Genomic DNA, 21,410 nt, shown 5'->3' on the forward strand with positions numbered 1-21,410 from the left:
GTGATCAGCGGTGCCAGCCGCGGTGCGTTGCGCAAGGGGCGGTAGGCGACCCGCTCGATGACGAAGCCCAGCAACATACACGTGGGAATGGAAATCAACAGGCCGATCAACACCAGCAGCGGCCCGGGCAGATTAAGGCCCGCGCCCATCAGCGCCGAAATAACGGAAATGGTGACCATGGCCCCGATCATCACCACCTCACCGTGCGCGAAGTTGATCAAGCCCATGATGCCGTACACCATGGTGTAGCCCAATGCGATCAACGCGTAGATACTACCCAGCACCAGCCCATTTAGGATTTGTTGAACAAATATGTCCACGATGGGAGTTCTCCTTTTATTGAAATCCCGACGATATTACGTGGGACCCTGTTTTACGGACGTCTGAAACGAGGCACAGTTTTCTAAACAGAGCTTAAAAAAAGCCAGCGGATTGCTGGCTCGGAAACGGCTCAGTAAAAATACTGCTGCTCTCAGCATGACAGACTACACCTTCCATCTTTTGCTTGAACTATGAGTGCAGTGGCAAGGGGCTTGCTTAGCGCTGTTTTACATTGAGTTAAAGCATATATGGAATTCACTTTAGTTAGTGAATATACATGGCGCATTTGCTAGAGCCCCTTAACCAACAGTAGAAACGACGACCCATTTACCATTCTTTACTTGGTAAACAGTTACGGCACCATTCTTGATATCCCCCTTGTCATCGAAGGCAATCTTTCCCGTGATGCCGGAGTAATCGGTTTTGCCAACTTGAGCGAGGTATTTCTTCGGATCGGTTGATCCAGCACGTTTCATTGCATCAACCAGCACGCGAACGGCATCATATTCGTACGGAGAAAATACCTGTACTTCTGCGTTGAACTTGGCTTTATACTTATTCGCGAAGCCAGCAAATCCAGGCATCTTTTCGCGAGGGACCCCGCAGGTTGAAGCATACTGACCTTCCGCCGCCTCGCCAGCTAGTTTAATAAACTCGGGAGTCTGCATGCTGTCCCCTCCCATCAGCTTTGCCTTAATCCCAAGCCGCGTCATCTGCTTGGCCAACGGACCAGCTTGAGCATCCATGCCACCATAAAACACCACATCGGGCTGGGTAGCTTTTATAGAAGTAAGAATGGCATTGAAGTCAGTAGCATTGTTCGTGGTGTACTCACGTTTCACCACGCTAGCACCCTTGGCCTTGACAGCTTTCTCGTACTCATCGGCCAGACCCTGACCGTACGCAGTACGATCGTCAATGATGGCTACTTTCTTGGCTTTCAGTACGTCAACCGTGAACTGCCCAAGAGCGGTACCCTGTTGTACGTCATTGGCAATAACACGAAAGGTTGTCTTGAAGCCTTGCTTGGTATAGTCGGGGTTGGTAGCGGACGGAGTAATCTGTGGGATTCCGGCATCAGAATAGATTTTAGAAGCTGGAATAGTTGTGCCGGAGTTCTGGTGACCGACTATGCCACTCACTCCAGAGTCAACCAAACGTTGAGCAACCTGGGTACCAATTTTCGGGTCGCCTTGGTCATCCTCGGACATTAACTCAAACTTGACCTTCTTGCCCCCGATTTCAACCCCTTGGGCATTTAGGTCATCGATGGCCAGTTGAGCACCACGCTCAACATCCTTGCCAAGATGCGCCGTCGGGCCGGTCAGTGCTGAGACCTGACCGATCTTAACCGTATCGGCACCGGCCTCTCCAGAAGAGGCTGATGCTGAGTTAGATTGAGTTTGCTTCCCACATGCGGTCAAAGAAAGTACTGCAACAGCACAAACACCCAGTTTCATGAAGCTTCTCATCTATTTCTCCTAATATTTAGATGGGCCTTACAGGTCATCCAGCGCTGGCTTCTCCTTTCCAGCTATCTGGACTTGGTTGCTTTGTTGCTGAAAATATGGACATGACACATCCGTCAAGATTTAAATTGATTTAATGACGGAAGTTACTATTGAGGCCACCTTTATAAGCGGTAGCACTTATCGTCAGGTCAATATCTCAAAGTCATTAACAGCCTTTATTGAGCGTTATTATAAGTAGCGAGGGAAGAAACGTTATGCTTCACCGCGAAAGCTATATATATCATTCCGCAGTTCCACTTACCTATTTCAGACGCATGAAACCATATAAATCTTTCGGCTCTGATACAGCGGGTATAAGATCTGCGCGCACCCCGATCCGATGCCCTTTTTCTAGATCATTGATGAGTCGTAGCGTCGAGTAGTCCTCCAACGCGAATCCAACTGAATCAAAGACCGTTATCTGCTCATCGCTTTCTCGTCCGGCCCTTTTCCCAGCAAGCACCTCCCACAGTTCGGTCACAGGGAAGTCTTCCGGCATCTGTTGAATGTCACCCTCAATCCTAGTTTGAGGTTCGAACTCTACGAACACGCGTGCATTTTTCAATATTTCAGCATGAAGCTCTGTTTTGCCCGGACAATCACCACCAACTGCATTAACATGCATTCCAGGCTTAACCATTTCCGGAGTTAGAATCGTTGCGTTGGTTTTGTCAGCCGTAACCGTCGTGACAATATCTACATCTTTCACTGCATCTGCGGCCGATTGGGCCGGCACCACTTTCAAGCCAGATATATTCGAAAGATTGTTAATGAGTTTTTTTGTGGCCTCTGGATCAATATCAAAAACACGTACTTCTTCAATACCAACGAGTGCTCTGAAAGCCAAAATCTGAAACTCACTCTGAGCACCATTTCCGATAACGGCCATCGATTTTGCATCCGACCTAGCCAGATATTTAGCGACCAAGGCAGAAGTGGCAGCTGTTCTAAGCGCGGTGGCAATAGTGAGTTCACTAAGCAACAACGGGTAACCTGTATCAACATCTGCCAAAGCACCAAAGGACATTACCGTTAATATATTTTTCGCGGTGTTCTTTGGGTGGCCGTTCACATATTTAAATGCGTATAACTCCTTACTGGAAACAGGCATCAGCTCAATTACACCATCAATCGAATGATTGGCAACTCGAGCTGACTTTTGGAACTCCCCCCAACGCAAATAGTCGGCCTCGATATAACCTGCCAAAACCGACATGAACTCTTCAACCCCAACGGTAGCCACCAATCGTTTGATAACTGCTACATCAACAAAACATGTCACTTTAGAATCTCCTACCAGGAAGTGATGTTATAAACACAACCCCACTCGTCGAAATTTCAAACGCAGTAGCGTTTAACGATTTCCCTCAAAGCCTCGTAGCACATTTACTGCATTGACACCGATGTCGTCGACCATGTAGCCGCCTTCCATTACAAACAATGTTGACCGCCCAATACCTGCGATGATTTCGCCGATTTTCAAGAAATCCGTACTCTCAAGCAGGAAGTGACTAATCGGGTCGTCTTTGAAGGTGTCCACGCCGAGCGATATCACAATGGCATCTGGCGCAAAGCGGGCGATCCTTTGGCAGGCATCTTCAAGTGCAGCGCCATAATTTGCCCAACCAGTCCCATGAGGTAGTGGGTAATTGTGGTTAAAGCCCATACCTGCACCGGAACCTTGCTCGTCTCGATGCCCCAAGAAATAGGGGTAAGAATTCTTTGGATCGCCGTGAATGGAGGTAAACATCACGTCAGAGCGGTTATAAAAGATGCTTTGAGTACCGTTGCCGTGGTGATAATCGACATCAAGAATCGCGACGCGCTGCGCCCCTTGGTCAAGGCATGACTGCGCGGCAATAGCGGCATTGTTCAGATAGCAGTAGCCACCCATGTACTCGGCAGCGGCATGGTGGCCAGGCGGACGGCACAATGCAAAGGCGCTCTGTTCGCCCTCTTGCAAGGCAGCCATGCCTGTCAAAGCCAGGTTGGCGCTGGTACGTACGGCATCCCAGGTACCGGCTGTAATGGCGACACCGGCATCCATGGCATAGAAGCCAAGTTTGCCGTCGATGTACTCAGGCTCGACATCCGTTCGTAGATCTCGCACCGGCCAGATCAAGGGCAAGGCATCGTGCTTTCTACCAGTCGCACTCCACTCGGCCCACGCGCCTTCGAGGAAACGGATGTAACGCTCACTATGCACGCGGGCATAGTGAGAAGAGTCGTACTCACGAGGAGCTATCACTTTGCCGAGACCAACTGCTTCTACACGAGACAGAATCGTGTCCGCTCGGCTTGGCATTTCAAAGCAAGGCATCAGGACGCCGTCCTTCAATTCAGTAGCGTGATGAAGTCTGTGGGCATCGCTATAGATGGTCAGCATGTCGTTCTCTGGATATGAGGAAGATGACGGGAATAAGTATGTGGCCGCCCAGCAGGTTTTTCTTTGCTTTTACCACCATTCAGAAGCTAAAATTTTAGAAAGATTCATACATCTGGACACAAAAATGAGCGCGAACAAACTAAAAAACGAACTAGACCATACAGATCTGACTATCTTGCGACTTCTGCAGCAGGATGGCGCCATGTCCAACCCCAAGCTCGCTGAGCAACTATCCCTAAGTGTGACCCCCTGCTGGCGCAGACTGAAGAGGTTGGAAGACGAGGGCTACATCAAGGACTACCAAGCCAATCTTGATCGTCGCAAACTTGGCTTTGACGTTTTGGCCTTTGTCAGGCTGAGTTTCGGAGTCCATGCCGATGACGCCCCAAACCGTTTTGAGCAGACGATCCTGGCACACCCAGAGGTTCTGTCCTGCCACAAGATCACTGGAGATGCCGACTATTTGCTGCAGGTTGTTGCAAAGAATCTGGACGCCTACAGCCACTTCGTTGAGAACGTCCTTCGAAAGGTGTCAGGCATCCATTCGATCCACTCCAGCCTAGCTTTACGTGAAGTAAAATCGACGAGCCGCTTACCTTTTGTTGATTAGAGAATCATGAATTTATGATGTTTATAGGCATGAGTATGAATTGCTATCTAAATAACTATGACGCGAGGCATCGTTGATTTGCCCTGGGAGACAATAAGTTACCCTGAGTGACCTGCTCCCCATAAACAGCCCAAACCCGAATTCCCACTATTCCGCGAAAACCGTAAAAAAAGCCCGCCTGGTGTGCCAGGCGGGCTTTGACGTTGGCCGAACCGGACTCAGCCGGCCTTGGTCGGCTGATCCTGCTGCCAGCCACCACCGAACACCTTGTACAGCGTCACCAGGTTGGCCTGGCGCGCCAGACGGATCGTGATCAGGTTCTGCTGCGCGCTGTACAGCGAGCGCTGCGCATCGAGCACGTTCAGGTAGCTGTCCACCCCCTTGCGGTAACGCGCGTCCGACAGCGTGTAGCTGCGGTTGGTCGCGTCGACCAGTGCCTGCTGGGCGGTCAACTGATCGTCGATGGTGCCGCGGGTGGCCAGCGCATCGGCCACTTCGCGGAACGCGCCCTGGATCGACTTCTCGTACTGGGCCACCGCGATCTTCTCGTCAGTCTTGGCCACGTCCAGGTTGGCGAGGTTGCGACCGCCGTCGAAGATCGGCAGGTTGATCTGCGGCATGAAGCTCCACGCCCCTGCGCCGGCCTTGAACAGGTCGGACAGCCGCGCGCTGGCGGCGCCGGCCGAGCCGGTCAGCGTGATGCTCGGGAAGAATGCCGCCCGCGCCGCGCCGATATTGGCGTTGGCGGATTTCAGCAGGTGTTCGGCCTGCTGGATGTCGGGGCGGCGCTGCAGCACCTCGGACGGGATGTCGGCCGGGACGTCCTGCACCGCGGTGACGGTGTCGACCTCGGCGACCGGCTGCAGCTCGCTCGGCACCGCGGTGCCGACCAGCAGCGCCAGCGCGTTCTCGTCCTGCGCCACCAGGCCGGTGTAGCGCGCCACGTCGACCCGGGCCGACTCGACGCTGGTCTGCGCCTGGCGCAGGTCCAGCTCGGACGCCACGCCCAGCTCGAAGCTGCGGTTGGTCAGCTGGAACGAGGACTGCTGACTCGTCAGCGTGTCCTTGGCGAGGCGCAGCCTCTCATTATCGGCGCCGAGCGTCAGGTAGGCATTGGCCACCTCGGCGATCAGACTGATCTGGGTGCTGTCGCGCGCCTGTTCGGTCGCGAGGTATTGCTCGAGCGCCGCGTCCTTCAGGCTGCGCACCCGCCCGAAGAAGTCGAGCTCATAGGCGGCGAAACCGAGACCGGCGCTGTAGCTATGCGAGATCAGCGGTGCGCCGGTGCCCGACAGGCTGGCCGGGATACGCTTGCCGGTACCGCTGCCGCTGGCGTCGATACTCGGGAACAGCTCGGAGCGCTGGATCTGATACTGCGCACGCGCCTTCTCGATGTTGAGCGCCGCCACGCGCAGGTCGCGGTTGTTGTCGAGTGCCAACTGGATCAGCCGCTGCAGCTTGGCGTCGCCGAAGTAGTCGCGCCAGCCGGTGGCCGCGAACAGCTTGGCGTCGCCGCTGCCCACTTTGTACGCCGGGCCGGACACGCTGGTCGGCACGCCCGGCGCGGGGCGATGGTAGTCCGGGGCCAGCGTGCCGCAGCCGGTCAGGAGCGCGGCGAGCACGGTCAGGCTAAGTGTGGTTCGTCTCATCTCAGTGCTCCTCCACCGGTGCCGGCGGCTGCGTCGGGCTCTCGCCCTCGGGCGTCTTGTCCTTGATCTTGAACAGCTGGTGCACCACGACGAAGAACACCGGCACGAAGAAGATCGCCAGCACGGTGGCACTGATCATGCCGCCGGCCACGCCGGTGCCGATCGCGTTCTGGCTGCCGGAACCGGCGCCGTGCGCGATCACCAGCGGCAGCACGCCGAGCAGGAAGGCGATCGAGGTCATCAGGATCGGGCGCAGACGCATCCGCACCGCCTCCAGCGTGGCGTCGAACAGGCTCTTGCCCTGCTCGTGTAGCTCCTTGGCGAACTCGACGATCAGGATCGCGTTCTTGGCCGACAGGCCGATGGTGGTCAACAGGCCCACCTGGAAGTACACGTCGTTCGGCAGGCCGCGCAGCGTCGCCGCCAGCAGCGCGCCGACCACCCCGAGCGGCACCACCAGCATCACCGAGAACGGGATCGACCAGCTCTCGTACAACGCGGCCAGGCATAGGAACACCACCAACAGCGAGATCGCGTACAGGGCCGGCGCCTGCGAACCGGACGCTCGTTCCTCATACGACAGGCCGGTCCATTCGTAGCCGATGCCCGGCGGCAGCTTGGCGATCATGGTCTCCATCGCCTTCATCGCCTGACCGGTACTCTTGCCCGGTGCCGGCGCCCCCAGGATCTCGACCGAGGAGATGCCGTTGTAGCGCTCCAGCTTCGGCGAGCCGTAGGTCCAGTGAGCGGTCGAGAACGCCGAGAACGGCACCATCTCGCCCTTGGCGTTGCGCACGAACCACTTGTCGACATCCTCTGGCAGCATCCGGTACGGCGCGTCGGCCTGCAGGTAGACCTTCTTCACCCGGCCCTTGTCGATGAAGTCGTTCACGTAGGAGCCGCCCCAGGCGGTCGCCAGGGTCTTGTTGATGTCGGTCAGCGACAGCCCCAGCGCCGAGGCCTTCTCCTGATCGATGTCGATCTTGTACTGCGGGTTGTCGTTCATGCCGTTCGGCCGCACCGCCACCACGTCGTGGCTCTGCTTGGCCATGCCGAGCAGCATATTGCGCGCTTCCATCAGCTTCTCGTGACCGACACCGCCGCGGTCCTGCAGCTGCAGGTCGAAGCCGGTGGCGTTACCCAGCTCCATCACCGCCGGCGGCGCAAACGCGAACGCCATCGCATCCTTGATCTTGCCGAAGGCGGCCATTGCCCGGCCGGCGATCGCGCCCACCTTCTGGTCGGCCGCCGTGCGCTGGTCCCAGTCCTTCAGCTTCACGAAGGTCAGGCCCATATTCTGCCCGCGGCCGGCGAAGCTGAAGCCCACCACCGAGAACACCGACTCGACCGAGTCCTTCTCCCCCTTCAGGAAGTGGCCCTCGGCCTGCTCGATCACCCTCAGCGTGCGCTCCTGGGTCGCGCCTACCGGCAACTCGACGTTGCTGAACAGGATGCCCTGGTCCTCGTCCGGCAGGAACGCGGTCGGCATGCGCACGAACAGGAAGGCCATGATGCCGATGATCGCCGCGTAGATGATCAGGTAGCGACCGCTCTTGGCCAGCATGCGGCCCACTACCGACTGGTAGCGCGCGTTGCTGGCGTCGAAGGTGCGGTTGAACCAGCCGAAGAAGCCGGTATCGACCGCGTGATGCCCTTTGGCGATCGGCTTGAGCAGCGTCGCGCACAAGGCCGGGGTCAGCACAAGCGCCACCACCACCGACAGCGCCATCGACGACACGATCGTGATCGAGAACTGGCGATAGATCGCGCCGGTCGAGCCGCCGAAGAACGCCATCGGCACGAACACCGCCGACAGCACCAGCGCGATGCCGACCAAGGCGCCGGTGATCTGGCCCATCGACTTGCGGGTCGCCTCCTTAGGCGACAAGCCCTCCTCGCTCATCACCCGCTCGACGTTCTCGACCACCACGATCGCATCGTCGACCAACAGGCCGATCGCCAGCACCATGCCGAACATCGTCAAGGTGTTGATCGAGAAACCGGCGATCGACAGCACGCCGAAAGTGCCGAGCAGCACCACCGGCACCGCGATGGTCGGGATCAGCGTCGCGCGGAAGTTCTGCAGGAACAGATACATCACCAGGAACACCAGCACGATCGCTTCGGCCAACGTCTTCACCACTTCGTGGATCGACAGCTTGACGAACGGCGTGGTGTCGTACGGGTAGACCACCTTCAGCGACGGCGGGAAGAACTTCTGCAAGTCGTCCATCTTGGTGCGCACCGCGGCGGCCGTGTCGAGCGCGTTGGCGTTGCTGGCGAGCTTGATCGCGATGCCCGATGCCGGCTTGCCGTTGTAGCGGCTCAGGATCGAGTAGTCCTCGCCCCCCAGTTCCATCCGCGCGACGTCCTTGAGCAGCACCTTGGAGCCGTCGGGGCGGACCTTCAGCAGGATGTTGCCGAACTGCTCCGGGGTCTGCAGACGGGTCTGCGCGGTGATGGTCGCGTTGAGCTGCTGCCCCGGCACCGCCGGCGCACCGCCGAGCTGACCGGCCGATACCTGGACGTTCTGCGCGCTGATCGCGTTGCTGACGTCGAGCGAGGTCAGCTGATAGCTGCTCAGCTTGTTCGGATCGAGCCATATCCGCATCGCATACTGCGAGCCGAATATCTGAATGTCGCCGACACCCGGCAGGCGGCTGATCGGGTCCTTGATATTGGCCGAGATGTAGTCGCCCAGGTCGTTCTTGTTCATGCTGCCATCGCTCGACACCAGGCCGATGATCAGCAGGAAGTTCTTGGTCGCCTTGGCCACCCGGATACCCTGCTGCTGTACTTCCTGCGGCAGCAGCGGAGTCGCCAGCTGCAGCTTGTTCTGCACCTGGACCTGGGCGATGTCGGGATTGGTGCCCGCCTTGAAGGTCAGCGTAACGGTGGCACTGCCGGACGAATCGCTGGTCGACGCCATGTACATCAGGTTGTCGATGCCGTTCATCTGCTGTTCGATCACCTGAGTCACGGTGTCTTCCAGCGTCTTGGCCGAGGCGCCCGGGTAGTTGGCGCTGATCGACACCGACGGCGGCGCAATCGCCGGATACTGCGACACCGGCAGGCTGAAGATCGACAAGGCGCCGGCCAGCATGATCACGATCGCGATCACCCAGGCGAAGATCGGCCGGTCGATAAAGAATCTAGACATATGGTAATCCCCCGCCTCAGCCCGCTACCGGCGCCGAAGCGACCGGTTTGGCAGCCGGAGCCGCCGCGACATTGCTCGCCGGCACCGCTTTCACCGGCGCGCCCGGCTTGACCTTCTGCAGCCCCTCGACGATCAGCTTGTCGCCGGCCGCAAGACCACTGGTCACCAGCCAATTGGCACCCAACGCACGATTGGTAATCACCTGGCGCAATTCGGCCTTGCCATTGGCACCGACCACCAGCGCGGTCGCACCGCCCTTGTTGTCGCGGGTAATGCCCTGCTGCGGCGCGAGGATCGCCTCGTTTTTCACCCCTTCGACCAGCTCGGCGCGCACGTACATGCCGGGTAGCAGCTCATGCTTCGGGTTCGGGAACACCGCGCGCAGCGTGATACTGCCGGTGCTCTGGTCGACGGTGACCTCGGACAGCTCCAGACGGCCATCGAGCGGGTACGCAGTGCCGTCCTCGAGCACCAGCTTCACCTTGGCGCCGTTCTCGCCGTCGCTTTGCAGCTGGCCGCTGGCCAGTTCGCGTTTGAGTTTCAGCACCTGGGTGCTGGCCTGGGTCACGTCGACGTAGATCGGATCGAGCTGCTGCACCGTCGACAGCGCCAACGTCTGGTTGGCGGTCACCAGCGCGCCCGGCGTCACCAGCGAGCGGCCGATGCGGCCGGAAATCGGCGAGGTGATGCGGGTGTAGTCGAGGTTGATGCGCGCGGTGTCGACCGCCGCCTTGGCCGAGGCGACGTCGGCCTCGGCCTGCTTCAACGAGGCGCTAGCGTCGTCGTAGTTCTGCTTGGACACAGCGTTGATCGCGACCAGCTCCTTGTAGCGGTCGGCCTTGAGCTTGACCGAACCGAGGTTGGCGCGCGCCTTGTCGAGCGCCGCACGGGCACTGTCGTAGGCGGCCTGGTAGCTGGCCGGGTCGATCTGGTAGAGCACCTGGCCGGCCTTGATTTCGCCGCCTTCCTTGAACAGGCGTTTCTGGATAATGCCGCCGACCTGCGGCCGCACTTCCGACACCATATACGGCGCGGTGCGACCCGCCAGCTCGCTGGTCAGCGCGACGCGCTGTGACTGGATCGTCACCACCCCGACCTCGACCGGGCCAGCCGCTGCCGGCGCGTTGGCGGCGGACGACTTGCCGCAACCCGCCAGCGCGATGCTGCCGGCGATCAGGCCGATCGCGAACAGTGCGCGTCTTGTTCCACTTTGCATAAACCACCTCTACAGATAAAACGAGACCGTCCCGGTCACCCCCGGAACGATCACCACCCTCAAAATCGCCCGCGTTAACAACACTCCGCGCTGATGCCGGGCAAGCCGGACGGCGGGCGGTCGCGAGCGACGTGTAACTTGGAAGAACCGCAGATTTACAATTAGAATGAACGATCATTCTAGAATGAGCATTCTAAGTTCGGGTCAACAAGCCTGACAAGCGAATAATTACGCGCGGTACTACGCAAACACAAAAAGACAACAAGGAGAGTCACATGGTTCCGAATCCAGTTCGCTGTGAGCGCGAAAGCGCGGCCTTGCGTCGCCAGCAGGTACTGGACGCGGCCGCCGACTGCTTCCGCCGCCACGGCTTCCACAGCGCCGGCATGGCGCAGATCGCCCGCGAAGCCGGCATGAGCGTCGGCCACATCTACCACTACTTCGAGAACAAGGAAGCGGTCATCGCCGCGATCGTCGACCGCGATCTGGCGCGGATCGTCGAGGTATTGGAAGGGCTCAAGAGCAAGGAAGACATCCTCAAGGCGATGATCAAGCAGATCGCCGTCGACATCGACGCGCATACCGACGAAGGCGAGTCGGCACTGCAACTGGAGATCCTGGCCGAATCGTCGCGCAACCCGGAAGTGGCCAAGCTCGCCCGTGCCAAGGACGAGGTTGGCCGAAACCTGCTGCGCGAAACGATAGAAAACGGGCGTCGGCAGCGCGGTCTGCCGCCATTGCCCCAGGAAGAAATCGATGCCCGCGTCGACGTGATGATCGCGCTGTTCGAAGGCCTGAACTGCCGCGGCGTGTCACACCCGGACCTGAACCGCGAAGCAGTGTCATCGGTGCTGAGCAAGGTGCTGCGCCAGTTGCTGGAAGACTGACCGCTCCGACCACGCCGGCACGACCGATGCAGTCGGCCAACGCCCTACAAGTCGAGAACCAGCCGGCCGAGCGGCTGACTGCAGCAAATCAGCGCCTCGCCCGGTGCGGGCCGGATCAGCGGTACCGTCGGGTAAACCACATCGCCTTCCACGATACGGGTAGTGCAACTGCCGCACAGGCCGCCCCGGCAGCTAAAGGCGGGGTCCAGCCCGGCCTGCTCGGCAAGCTCCAGCAAGCTGCCCTGTGCCCACTCTACCGTCTTGCCGGCCCGGGCAAACCGCACCCTCTGCGGGGCGAGGCTGGCCGAATCCGGTGCCGCCGCGCTGGCAGGCGGCGACGCCTCGTCCAGCGAGCCCGCCGGTCCGAAGAACTCGTAGTGGATGCGCTCCTTGGCGACTCCCAGCCCGCGCAGCGCCCAGAACACGGTGTGCATGAACCCGGCCGGGCCGCACAGGTAGACGTCGTAATCGTCGAGCGGCAGCAGGCTGCGCAACAGGTCGGCGTCGACCCGGCCGGTGCTGTCGTGCGTGACGCCCAACACATCGGCCTCGTCGGGCTGGGAATAGCGCACGTGCACGCGCAGCTTCTCGTGCCGTTCGGCCAACTCGCGCAGCGCCGAGCCAAAGGCCTGATCGCGGCCATTGCGCGCCGCGTGGATGAACCAGGTCGACCGCTGTCGGTGCCCTACCCCGCCTTCGGGAAACAAGGCGCCGAGCATCGCCAGCATCGGGGTGATGCCGACACCGCCTGACAGCAGCACGATGGGACGCGTACTGGCCGCATCGAGGGTGAAGCGGCCTCGCGGCGCCAGCGCCTCAATCCGGCTGCCCACGCCAAGCTGGTCGTGCAGGTAGTTGGAAACCACATCGTCGGCACGTTTGACCGAAATGCGGTAGTCGCGCCCGTTGGCCGCGCGGGACAGCGTATAGGTACGCAACTGCGCCCCTTGCCCCGGCACCTGCACGCGGATCGCCAGGAACTGGCCGGGCTGATAGCGCGCCAGCCCCAGCGCATCGACCGGCTCCAGGTAAAACGACTTGATGGACGCACTTTCCTGCTCCACGCGAACGACGCGAAACGGCCGGTACACATCCGCCAGCCGGCCCAAGGTCACCGCGTCTTCCGCCGCTTGCCAGTCGCCGGTGCCGGCCAGGATGGGCGACGCCTCTTCGAAGCGCCAACGCAGCGGCAGCCGGTCCGACAGGCGCACCACCCGCTCGATCCGGAAACGGACCAGGCGCTCGGCGCCGGCGAAACCACGCAATTCGTCGCCGTCCCAAATGATCTCGCCGCGACCGGCGAGGTAGAGCAGCTCGCCGGTGTCGAAATCGGGGAACAACAGCCCGGCACGTGGGTTGACCAGTAGGTTGCCCAGCGTATTGAAATGAAAATTGCCGAGGAAGTCGGGCCAGGTCAGCGTATTGGCATCGTCGACCCGCACGAACCCCGGTTTGCCGCCGCGGTGCGAGACATCCGCGCCGTACGCTGCCGTGCCGTCGGCCGTCGCGTCCTGCTCCGCCGCGCAGTGGGTGGCGATGAAGAAGGTATCGGCCGCCGCGATGCGGGCCATCGCCGCGGCGTCCAGCGCCGTCAGTTGCTCGCGCGGCGGCAGTGGAGCGCCGTCATCCGGCCGGTACGTATAAGCGCGCTTCTGGATGTATTGCGGGCAATTGCCGAAGCTCTGTTCGACCTGCACGGTAAAGCCGTTCGCGGTAACGGCCGCCACCTTACCGTTCATGCGGTTGCGACGGCGGGTGTGCAGCTCGATGCCCAAGAGGCCGAGCGCCGCACCCGGCCGAATCGTCGCGGCCAGCGGGTCGCCATCCGGCGGCGCGGCGGAAATGTCCAGGGTGCGGGGATCGGGCGACTGAGCGAAACCGGGCGGCCCGACCAGCAGCGACGCCCACGGCTGGCCGGCATCGTCCACCGCGCCGAAGACGACGAAGGGCAGTTGAGCGAAGAATTCCCGGTGCTGCTCGGGCATCCGATCGCGCACCACCTGCCGGCCGATCGACTCGACCTTGTCGCGAACACCCACGCGGCGCTGCACTTCCTGTTCGCCGGGGTGGAAGGGGGACTCGTTGCGGGGCCAGCCGGGGAGCGCCATGTCGATCTCACTGAGTAGGTGTTAGGCCAACAGGCCGACCGGCGTCGTCGCCATCGGGACGAAGCCGGGCAGCGCTTCGATCCGTGCCAGCCACGCGCGCAACCGGGGATAAGCTTCGAGCGATACCCCGCCTTCCGGCGCGTGCGCGATATAGCTGTAACTGGCCACGTCGGCCAGCGTCGGGGTCGAACCGGCCAGGAACGGCGAGCTGCCGAGCGCGTGCTCCATCACCGCGAACAACGCATGGCTGCGCGCGATCAAGGCGTCGGCATCGAGCTTGGCGCCGAACACGTTGACCAGCCGTGCGGCGGCCGGCCCGGAGGCGATCTGCCCGGCGGCGACCGACAGCCAGCGCTGCACCTGCGCGGCGGCGAGCGGGTCGCGCGGCAGCCAGCGGCCGTCGTCGTAGCGGCTGGCGAGATAAACGAGGATGGCGTTGGAATCGGCAAGAACGGCGCCGGCGTCGTCGAGTACCGGTACCTGGCCGAACGGATTCAAGCGCAGGAAGGCGTCGGTCTTGTGTTCCTTGGCCGCCAGGTCGACCTCGATCAGTTGGTACGGCAGGCCGAGCAACGAGAGAAACAACTCGACCCGATGACTATGGCCGGACAGGCAGTAGCGATACAGCTTGATCGGCTGGGCGGGGTGGTGGGCAGCGATGGTCATTTGAGGACTCCAGGGTTGAACGGCGTGGAGTCATTATGGATAGCGCCACTATCCGGATAAATGGTGAAATATGGATTTGACTACTCCGTAAACTGAAGCAATCATCCAGCCATGGATAAGCTTCGTGCCATGCAAACCTTCGTCAGCATCGTTGACCAAGGCAGCCTGACCGCCGCCGCCCGGGCGCTCGACTCGTCGCTGCCGGCCGTGGTGCGCACCCTCGCCGCCCTGGAAGAAACGTTGAAGGTGCGTCTGCTCAACCGCACCACGAGGCGGCTCTCGCTCACCGAGGAAGGACGCGCGTATCTGGATAGCTGCCGCCACATCCTCGGCGCCATCGACGAGGCCGAGCAACGCCTGACCGACCAACACGACGACCCCAGCGGCACCCTGGTCATCACCGCGCCGGTGCTGTTCGGGCAGATGTACGTGGCACCCGCCGTCACGCGCTTCCTGCAGCGCTATCCCAATGTGACCTGCCGCTTGATCCAGCTCGACCGGGTGGTGAACCTGCTGGAGGAAGGCATCGACGTCGGCATACGGATTTCGCCGCTGGACGACTCGAACCTGATCGCCCACACCGTCGGCGAGATACGCCGCGTCGTCGTGGCAAGCCCCGCCTACCTGGCCTGCCACGGCATTGCGCAGCACCCGCGGGACTTGTCCGTCGCAAACTGCATTCGCTCTACCGGCACCGGGCGGGCAACATGGACCTTCTATGAAGGCGGACGCGAATTCAGTATGCCGATCTCGGGCAATCTGGAGCTCAACCACAGCCTTACGGCCGTGGAGGCGTGCGTGGCCGGCGTGGGCTACGGCCAGTTTCAGTCGTACCAGGTGGCGCCCTATCTCGCCGACAGCCGTTTGCAGGTGGTGCTGGAAAACTTCCAGCCCCCCGCCCGGCCGATCAACATCGTCTACCCCCACGCCCGGCTGCTGCCATCGCGCACCCGGCTGTTCGTGGCGTGGATGAAACGCGAACTGGGGGGATTCGCTTGATGGGCAGAGCGCCCTGCCGTACTCGGGAAAGAAGGCTGCTGGGAGTTACCAAGCCGTTGATCACCGACATCTTAAAACAGGGGCCCTTGCCGAGCGCAGGTGCCCCTGTTGTCGGTATCCGGATTATCGTGTGGATATTCCGGCATGGATGGCCGCGTCTCTTCAACAGAAGTTGTACCGATCTTGGAACGGCTCATAGACCTCGGCCCACCATGCATCGTAGGCGCTTTCGTCGGGATGCTCAGGATCGAGCATCGGCTGGTACCGAGGCAGGTCGGCCACGCCGTTGGGCGCGAAGGCCTCTAGCATGAGCATGCCGAGCGCCGCCTTGGGTTGAGGGTCGGTGTAACTGCCATAGTCGGGATGCACGCGACCGGGGCATGCGGGGTCTTCGGCTTCCCACTTTGCAGCGGTATTGCTGTACGGCATGCAAATTCTGTCCAAGATGGCGATGGCGGTCTCTCCCGATTGCCGATTGCGGACCGCCTCCTCTGCGAGCATCCCCACAGTACGGCCGACATCGTGATTGCCCATTTCGTCAATCCTCCTTCGTATGCGGATTCACGCGTGGAGCTACCATGCCAGGCATGGCGCCAACTCCCTGCCATGCCTGCTCAGAAAGAAGTGGTACGGTTGTCCTATGCCTGCTTCATGGAATAGAAGGCTTCCAACCTCTGCAACCGGCCACTTGCCAAATCCAGGTGGTCATCAATCAATTGATAACCCTTTGCGATAGCGTCGGCCTCGGCTTGTTCCTTGGTGGGTTTGGAGTACCCGAAGTCGAAAGCCTGTTCCATCGCCGTCGCCAGGTTATGAATAGTCACCCTAACCGAGTGGCTTGAGTCTTCCAGTTGGTATCCGCTGTAGGACATCAAATAGTCCCGGTGCTCATGAATCGCCATCGTCAGTCTCCTCACTCATGCGCTAACAGCGCTTTTTTGACGTTGTAACTGCCTGACAATCTTGAACAAGGTACGTGGAGCATTCGGTCAGAGCGGCCTAACATGGCTGGCTCAGCACACGAACAACCAGTCTAGGACACAAACCTGGTGCAAGTACAAAAGACACTGCCGACAATCACGCAAGTCATTGACTTACATTGACTATTCATTGTCTTTTAACGATTTTTGTTAACGGCTTGGTAACTGCCGCAGGCAAACAAAAACCCCGCCACGATGGGCGGGGTTTTGCGTGAGACACCAGCCGATCTACTCGAACACCAGCTGACCATTCTTGGCGTCGATCACCACCGTCGACTTCGGCGGGTACTTACCGGTCAGGATCGCTTTCGCCAACGGGTTCTCGATCTCGCTCTGGATCGCCCGCTTGAGCGGCCGCGCACCGTAGACCGGGTCGAAACCGGCCTGCGACAGTTCCTCGAGCGCCGCGTCGGTGACCTGCAGCGACAGCTCCAGCTTCGCCAGACGCGCTTCCAGCCCCTTCAGCTGGATCCGCGCGATCGACTTGATGTGCTTGTCGTCGAGCGCGTGGAACACCACCACCTCGTCGATCCGGTTGATGAACTCCGGCCGGAAGTGGGCCTTCACCTCGGCCATCACCGCGAGCTTGATCACATGGTAGTCGTCGGTCTCCATGGTCTGGATCATCTGGCTGCCGATGTTCGACGTCATCACCACCACGGTATTCTTGAAGTCCACCGTGCGGCCCTGGCCATCGGTCAGCCGGCCGTCGTCGAGCACCTGCAAGAGGATGTTGAACACGTCCGGGTGCGCCTTCTCCACCTCGTCGAGCAGGATCACGCTGTACGGCTTGCGGCGCACCTGTTCGGTCAGGTAGCCGCCCTCTTCGTAGCCGACGTAGCCCGGTGGCGCGCCGATCAGCCGCGCTACCGAGTGCTTCTCCATGTACTCGGACATGTCGATGCGGATCAGGTGCTCCTCGCTGTCGAACAGGAAGCTCGCCAGCGTCTTGCACAGCTCGGTCTTGCCCACCCCGGTCGGGCCGAGGAACAGGAAGGAACCGTACGGCTTGTTCGGATCGGCCAGACCCGAGCGGCTGCGCCTGATCGCGTCGGCCACCGCCCGCACCGCTTCGTCCTGCCCGACCAGACGGGTGTGCAGCACCTCTTCCATCTTCAACAGCTTCTCGCGCTCGCCTTCCAGCATCTTGGTAACCGGAATGCCGGTCATCCGCGCCACCACCTCGGCGATCTCCTCGACGCCGACCTGGGTGCGCAGCAGCCGGTTCGGCTTCTTCTCGGCGTCGCCGGCGGCCTCGGCTTCCTTCAGCCGCGCCTCCAGCGCCGGCAGCTTGCCGTACTGCAGTTCGGCCAAGCCTTGCCAGTCGCCCTTGCGCTTCAGATCGTCCATCTGCACCTTGAGCTTGTCGATCTCTTCCTTGATGCTCTTGCTGCCCTGAGCGCTGGCCTTCTCGGCCTTCCAGATTTCCTCGAGGTCGGCGTATTCGCGCGACAGCTGCTCGATCTCCTTCTCGATCAGCGCGAAGCGCTTCTGCGACGCCTCGTCAGTCTCCTTGCGTACCGCCTCGCGCTCGATCTTCAGCTGGATCAGGCGACGGTCGAGCTTGTCCATCTCCTCCGGCTTGGAGTCGAGCTCCATCTTGATCTTGCTCGCCGCCTCGTCGATCAGGTCGATCGCCTTGTCCGGCAGGAAGCGGTCGGTGATGTAGCGGTGCGAGAGCTCGGCCGCCGCGACGATCGCCGGGTCAGTGATATCGACGCCGTGGTGGATCTCGTAGCGCTCCTGCAGGCCGCGCAGGATCGCTATCGTGCTCTCGACGGTGGGCTCGTCGACCAGCACCTTCTGGAAACGGCGCTCAAGTGCGGCATCCTTCTCGATATATTTCCGATATTCGTCGAGCGTGGTCGCACCCAGGCAGTGCAGTTCGCCGCGCGCCAAGGCGGGTTTGAGCATATTGCCCGCATCCATCGCGCCTTCGGCCTTGCCGGCACCGACCAGGGTGTGGAGCTCGTCGATGAAGATCAGCGTGTTGCCGTCGTCCTTGGCCAGGTCGTTCAGCACCGCCTTCAACCGTTCCTCGAACTCGCCGCGGTACTTCGCACCGGCGATCAGCGAGGCGAGATCCAGCACCAACAGGCGCTTGTGCTTCAGCGATTCGGGTACCTCGCCGTTGACGATGCGCTGCGCCAAGCCCTCGACGATCGCGGTCTTACCGACGCCCGGCTCGCCGATCAGCACTGGGTTGTTCTTGGTCCGGCGTTGCAGCACCTGGATGGCGCGGCGGATCTCATCGTCGCGGCCGATCACCGGGTCGAGCTTGCCGAGTCTGGCGCGCTCGGTCAGGTCGAGCGTGTATTTCTTCAGCGCCTCGCGCTGGCTCTCGGCGTCGGCGCTTTCCACACCGGCGCCGCCGCGCACCGCGTCGATCGCGGCGTTCAGCGCCGCGGCGCTCGCGCCGTGTTCCTTGAACGTCCGGCCGGCCTCGCCCTTGTCTTCCAGCAAGGCCAAGAGGAACAGTTCGCTGGCGATGAACGCGTCGCCGCGTTTCATCGCGGCCTTGTCGGTCAGGTTGAGCAGATTGCCCAGCTCGCGCGACACAGTGATCTCGCCGCCGGTGCCCTGTACGCGCGGCAGGTGCTCGATCTGGCCCTTGAGCGCATGGCGCAGCCCGGCCGCATTGACGCCGGAGCGCGCCAAGAGGCTGCCGACGCCGCTGTCGGCGTCGTCGAGCATCGCCGCCAGCAGGTGGGACGGTTCGATATAGGGATTGTCGTTCGCGACCGCCAGGCTCTGCGCGTCCTGGAGGGCCTGCTGGAATTTGGTGGTCAGTTTGTCAAATCGCATGGATCAACTTCCTTTCTACGATCGTCATCATGAATCGTAGTTGGGTGGCGGTGGCTCGCTTTTCAAGTGTTGTTGCATTGCACACAAAGACTGTCGGACAATCACCAGGTCAACGGCCCATCCATGCAAATTGCACTTGCCAAGGGCTACGATTAGGGGGAAAACTCTACGCAGGTGCAGCACGGTGACAGACGCCATGCAGCACCGGCCCTCCGGCAAATCGTGCATTTGTCATAAATTGCTGTTAGATTTTGATACAAATCAGGAGCTGATCACCCAACTCGATTCTGCGCCTGCCCCGCCGTGTGCAGGTTGCCGCGTTTTGCCTATGGAGACCGTTAGTGAGCCAGGATACCCACGCCTCGCTGGAAGCCTTTTTCAGCAGTCTGACCGCCGCCAACCAGAAATGGATGCAGCAATTCGTCAACACCCTGACGTTGGGCCAGCAAGCAACTGACCAGCCGCCCGGCTCGGTCACCGACGCCTGGGGACAGTTGATGAGCAACGCCAACCAGTTCGTCAACCTGCAAACCGAGCTCTACCAGCAGCAGCTCGGCTTGTGGATGAACTTCCTCGGCCAGAAACCGCAGGACGCCGCCGCCGGCAAGGGCGGCGACCGTCGCTTTGCCGCACCGGAGTGGGATGAGCACCCGTTCTACAGCTTCCTCAAGCAAAGCTACTTACTCACCTCCAAGTGGATGCTGGAGCTGGTCGACCAGGCGCAGCTCGAAGGCGACACCAAGGAGCGCATCAGCTTCATTACCCGCCAGTACGTCGACGCAATGGCGCCGTCCAACTTCATGCTGACCAACCCTGAGGTGATCAAGCGCGCCATCGAGAGCAAGGGCGAGAGCCTGGTCGAGGGCATGAAGAACATGGTCGACGACATCCAGAAGGGCCACATCTCGATGTCGGACGAGACGCACTTCGAGATCGGCGCGAACATCGCCACCACCCCGGGTGAAGTGGTGTTCCGCAACGAGCTGATCGAGCTGATCCAGTACACGCCGACCACCGAGCAGGTCTTCGAAAAGCCGTTGCTGATCGTGCCGCCGTGCATCAACAAGTACTACCTGATGGACCTGCAGCCGGACAACTCGATGGTGCGGCACTTCGTCGCGCAGGGCTACAAGGTGTTCCTGATCTCGTGGCGCTCGGCGACGCCGGCGATGAAGCATTTCACCTGGGACAGCTACATCGAACTGGGCGTGATCGCGGCCACCGAGGTGGTGAAAAAGATCACCAAGCAGCCGACGATGAACGTGCTCGGCTTCTGCATCGGCGGCGTCATCCTCGCCACCGCGCTCGCGGTGATGAAAGCCAAAGGCACCAACTGCTTCGACTCGGCCACCTTCATGACCTCGCTGATTGACCACTCCGAGCCGGGCGACATCAAGGTCTACACCGACCCCAACCTGATTGCCAGCCGCGAGGCGAAGCTGGCGCAGGGCGGCATCATCAGTGGCAAGGAACTGGGCCGTAGCTTCGCCTCGTTGCGCGCCAACGACCTGGTGTGGAACTACGTGGTCAACAATTACCTGCTCGGCAAGACCCCGCCGCCGTTCGACCTCTTGTTCTGGAACAACGACGCGGTCGACCTGCCGCTGCCGATGCACACCTTCTTCCTGCGCCAGTTCTATCTGAACAACGCGCTGGTGAAACCGGGCAGCATCACGCTGTGCGGTGTGCCGGTCGACATTGGCCAGATCGACATCCCGATCTACGTATTCGCCGCCCGCGAAGACCACATCGTGCTCTGGCAAGGCGCCTTCAACGGCCTGAAGTACCTGAAGAGCGCACCGAGCCGCCGCTTCGTGCTCGGCGCCTCGGGCCACATCGCCGGCTCGATCAACCCGGTCACCAAGGACAAGCGCAACTACTGGGTGAACGACGCACAGCCTGACACGGCCGACGCCTGGTTTGAAGGTGCAGAAAGTCGCCCGGGCAGCTGGTGGAAAGACTGGGATTCGTGGCTCGCCCCGCAGTCGGGCAAGCAAGTCGCCGCGCCGAAAGCCCAGGGCAGCAAGGAATACCCGCCGCTGATCGCCGCGCCGGGCGTCTACGTCCGCGCCAAAGCCTTTGCCCCGCAGCTGGCCCACCTACACTGATTAA

At 60.8% G+C, this 21,410-nt stretch carries 16 protein-coding genes; 4 read left to right on the top strand and 12 right to left on the bottom strand.

The window, feature by feature from the left end:
• The 4 genes from ACZ2IA_RS04730 to ACZ2IA_RS04745 all read right to left on the bottom strand — a co-directional run.
• A partial coding sequence (locus tag ACZ2IA_RS04730) for a branched-chain amino acid ABC transporter permease (protein ID WP_470291419.1) occupies positions 1-320 on the bottom strand: 320 nt, incomplete at its 3' end.
• Positions 321-620: 300 nt separating this feature from the next.
• On the bottom strand, positions 621-1,793 hold the full coding sequence (locus tag ACZ2IA_RS04735; RefSeq protein WP_470291420.1) for a branched-chain amino acid ABC transporter substrate-binding protein: 1,173 nt from the start codon (positions 1,791-1,793) through the stop codon (positions 621-623).
• Between the two features lie 301 nt (positions 1,794-2,094).
• The gene (ocd, locus tag ACZ2IA_RS04740) at positions 2,095-3,114 is read right to left on the bottom strand and encodes an ornithine cyclodeaminase (RefSeq protein WP_470291421.1); all 1,020 of its coding nucleotides are present in this window, start codon (positions 3,112-3,114) and stop codon (positions 2,095-2,097) included.
• A gap of 72 nt (positions 3,115-3,186) precedes the next feature.
• Positions 3,187-4,218: a histone deacetylase family protein gene (locus ACZ2IA_RS04745; RefSeq protein WP_470291422.1), complete on the bottom strand. Its 1,032-nt coding sequence runs from the start codon at positions 4,216-4,218 to the stop codon at positions 3,187-3,189.
• Here ACZ2IA_RS04745 and ACZ2IA_RS04750 point away from each other — a divergent pair.
• On the top strand, positions 4,217-4,828 hold the full coding sequence (locus tag ACZ2IA_RS04750) for an Lrp/AsnC family transcriptional regulator (RefSeq protein ID WP_470291423.1): 612 nt from the start codon (positions 4,217-4,219) through the stop codon (positions 4,826-4,828). The two genes, ACZ2IA_RS04745 and ACZ2IA_RS04750, sit on opposite strands and share 2 nt — an antisense overlap.
• 218 nt (positions 4,829-5,046) lie before the next feature.
• Here ACZ2IA_RS04750 and adeC read toward each other — a convergent pair whose 3' ends face one another.
• The 3 genes from adeC to ACZ2IA_RS04765 are packed head-to-tail and all read right to left on the bottom strand — an operon-like array spanning position 5,047 to position 10,853.
• Complete coding sequence (gene adeC / locus ACZ2IA_RS04755; RefSeq protein WP_470291424.1) at positions 5,047-6,477, bottom strand: AdeC/AdeK/OprM family multidrug efflux complex outer membrane factor; 1,431 nt, start codon at positions 6,475-6,477, stop codon at positions 5,047-5,049.
• 1 nt (position 6,478) lies between these two features.
• Positions 6,479-9,637, bottom strand: a complete 3,159-nt coding sequence (locus ACZ2IA_RS04760; protein ID WP_470291425.1) for an efflux RND transporter permease subunit — start codon at positions 9,635-9,637, stop codon at positions 6,479-6,481.
• A 16-nt stretch (positions 9,638-9,653) separates the two neighbouring features.
• Complete coding sequence (locus tag ACZ2IA_RS04765; protein ID WP_470291426.1) at positions 9,654-10,853, bottom strand: efflux RND transporter periplasmic adaptor subunit; 1,200 nt, start codon at positions 10,851-10,853, stop codon at positions 9,654-9,656.
• Between the two features lie 275 nt (positions 10,854-11,128).
• On the opposite strand from ACZ2IA_RS04765, the gene ACZ2IA_RS04770 reads away from it, so the two are divergent.
• Positions 11,129-11,740, top strand: coding sequence for a TetR/AcrR family transcriptional regulator (locus tag ACZ2IA_RS04770; RefSeq protein WP_470291427.1), 612 nt, complete (start codon positions 11,129-11,131; stop codon positions 11,738-11,740).
• Between the two features lie 44 nt (positions 11,741-11,784).
• Here the strand turns inward: ACZ2IA_RS04770 and ACZ2IA_RS04775 are convergent, their stop codons facing one another.
• The gene (locus tag ACZ2IA_RS04775) at positions 11,785-13,779 is read right to left on the bottom strand and encodes a 2Fe-2S iron-sulfur cluster-binding protein (RefSeq protein WP_470291428.1); all 1,995 of its coding nucleotides are present in this window, start codon (positions 13,777-13,779) and stop codon (positions 11,785-11,787) included.
• Between the two features lie 90 nt (positions 13,780-13,869).
• Positions 13,870-14,514 (bottom strand): glutathione S-transferase family protein, encoded by a 645-nt coding sequence (locus tag ACZ2IA_RS04780; protein WP_470291429.1) that lies wholly within the window; start codon positions 14,512-14,514, stop codon positions 13,870-13,872.
• Between the two features lie 129 nt (positions 14,515-14,643).
• On the opposite strand from ACZ2IA_RS04780, the gene ACZ2IA_RS04785 reads away from it, so the two are divergent.
• Complete coding sequence (locus ACZ2IA_RS04785) at positions 14,644-15,513, top strand: LysR family transcriptional regulator (protein WP_470291430.1); 870 nt, start codon at positions 14,644-14,646, stop codon at positions 15,511-15,513.
• A 162-nt stretch (positions 15,514-15,675) separates the two neighbouring features.
• On the opposite strand, the gene ACZ2IA_RS04790 is transcribed toward ACZ2IA_RS04785, so the two are convergent.
• The 3 genes from ACZ2IA_RS04790 to clpB all read right to left on the bottom strand — a co-directional run bounded on the left by ACZ2IA_RS04790 (position 15,676) and on the right by clpB (position 19,298).
• Entirely contained in the window at positions 15,676-16,047 is a 372-nt protein-coding gene (locus ACZ2IA_RS04790) for a hypothetical protein (protein ID WP_470291431.1), read from the bottom strand.
• Between the two features lie 104 nt (positions 16,048-16,151).
• Positions 16,152-16,415 carry a hypothetical protein gene (locus ACZ2IA_RS04795; protein WP_470291432.1) on the bottom strand — a complete coding sequence of 88 codons (264 nt, stop codon included), beginning with the start codon at positions 16,413-16,415 and terminating at the stop codon, positions 16,152-16,154.
• A gap of 306 nt (positions 16,416-16,721) precedes the next feature.
• Entirely contained in the window at positions 16,722-19,298 is a 2,577-nt protein-coding gene (gene clpB, locus ACZ2IA_RS04800; protein WP_470291433.1) for an ATP-dependent chaperone ClpB, read from the bottom strand.
• A gap of 410 nt (positions 19,299-19,708) precedes the next feature.
• Between clpB and ACZ2IA_RS04805 the strand changes: the two genes are divergently transcribed.
• A complete protein-coding gene (locus tag ACZ2IA_RS04805) occupies positions 19,709-21,406 on the top strand; it encodes a PHA/PHB synthase family protein (protein ID WP_470291669.1) in 1,698 nt (565 codons plus the stop codon).
• Positions 21,407-21,410 lie beyond the last annotated feature (4 nt).

It is taken from the genome of Crenobacter sp. CS_VA4 (genome assembly GCF_055597485.1).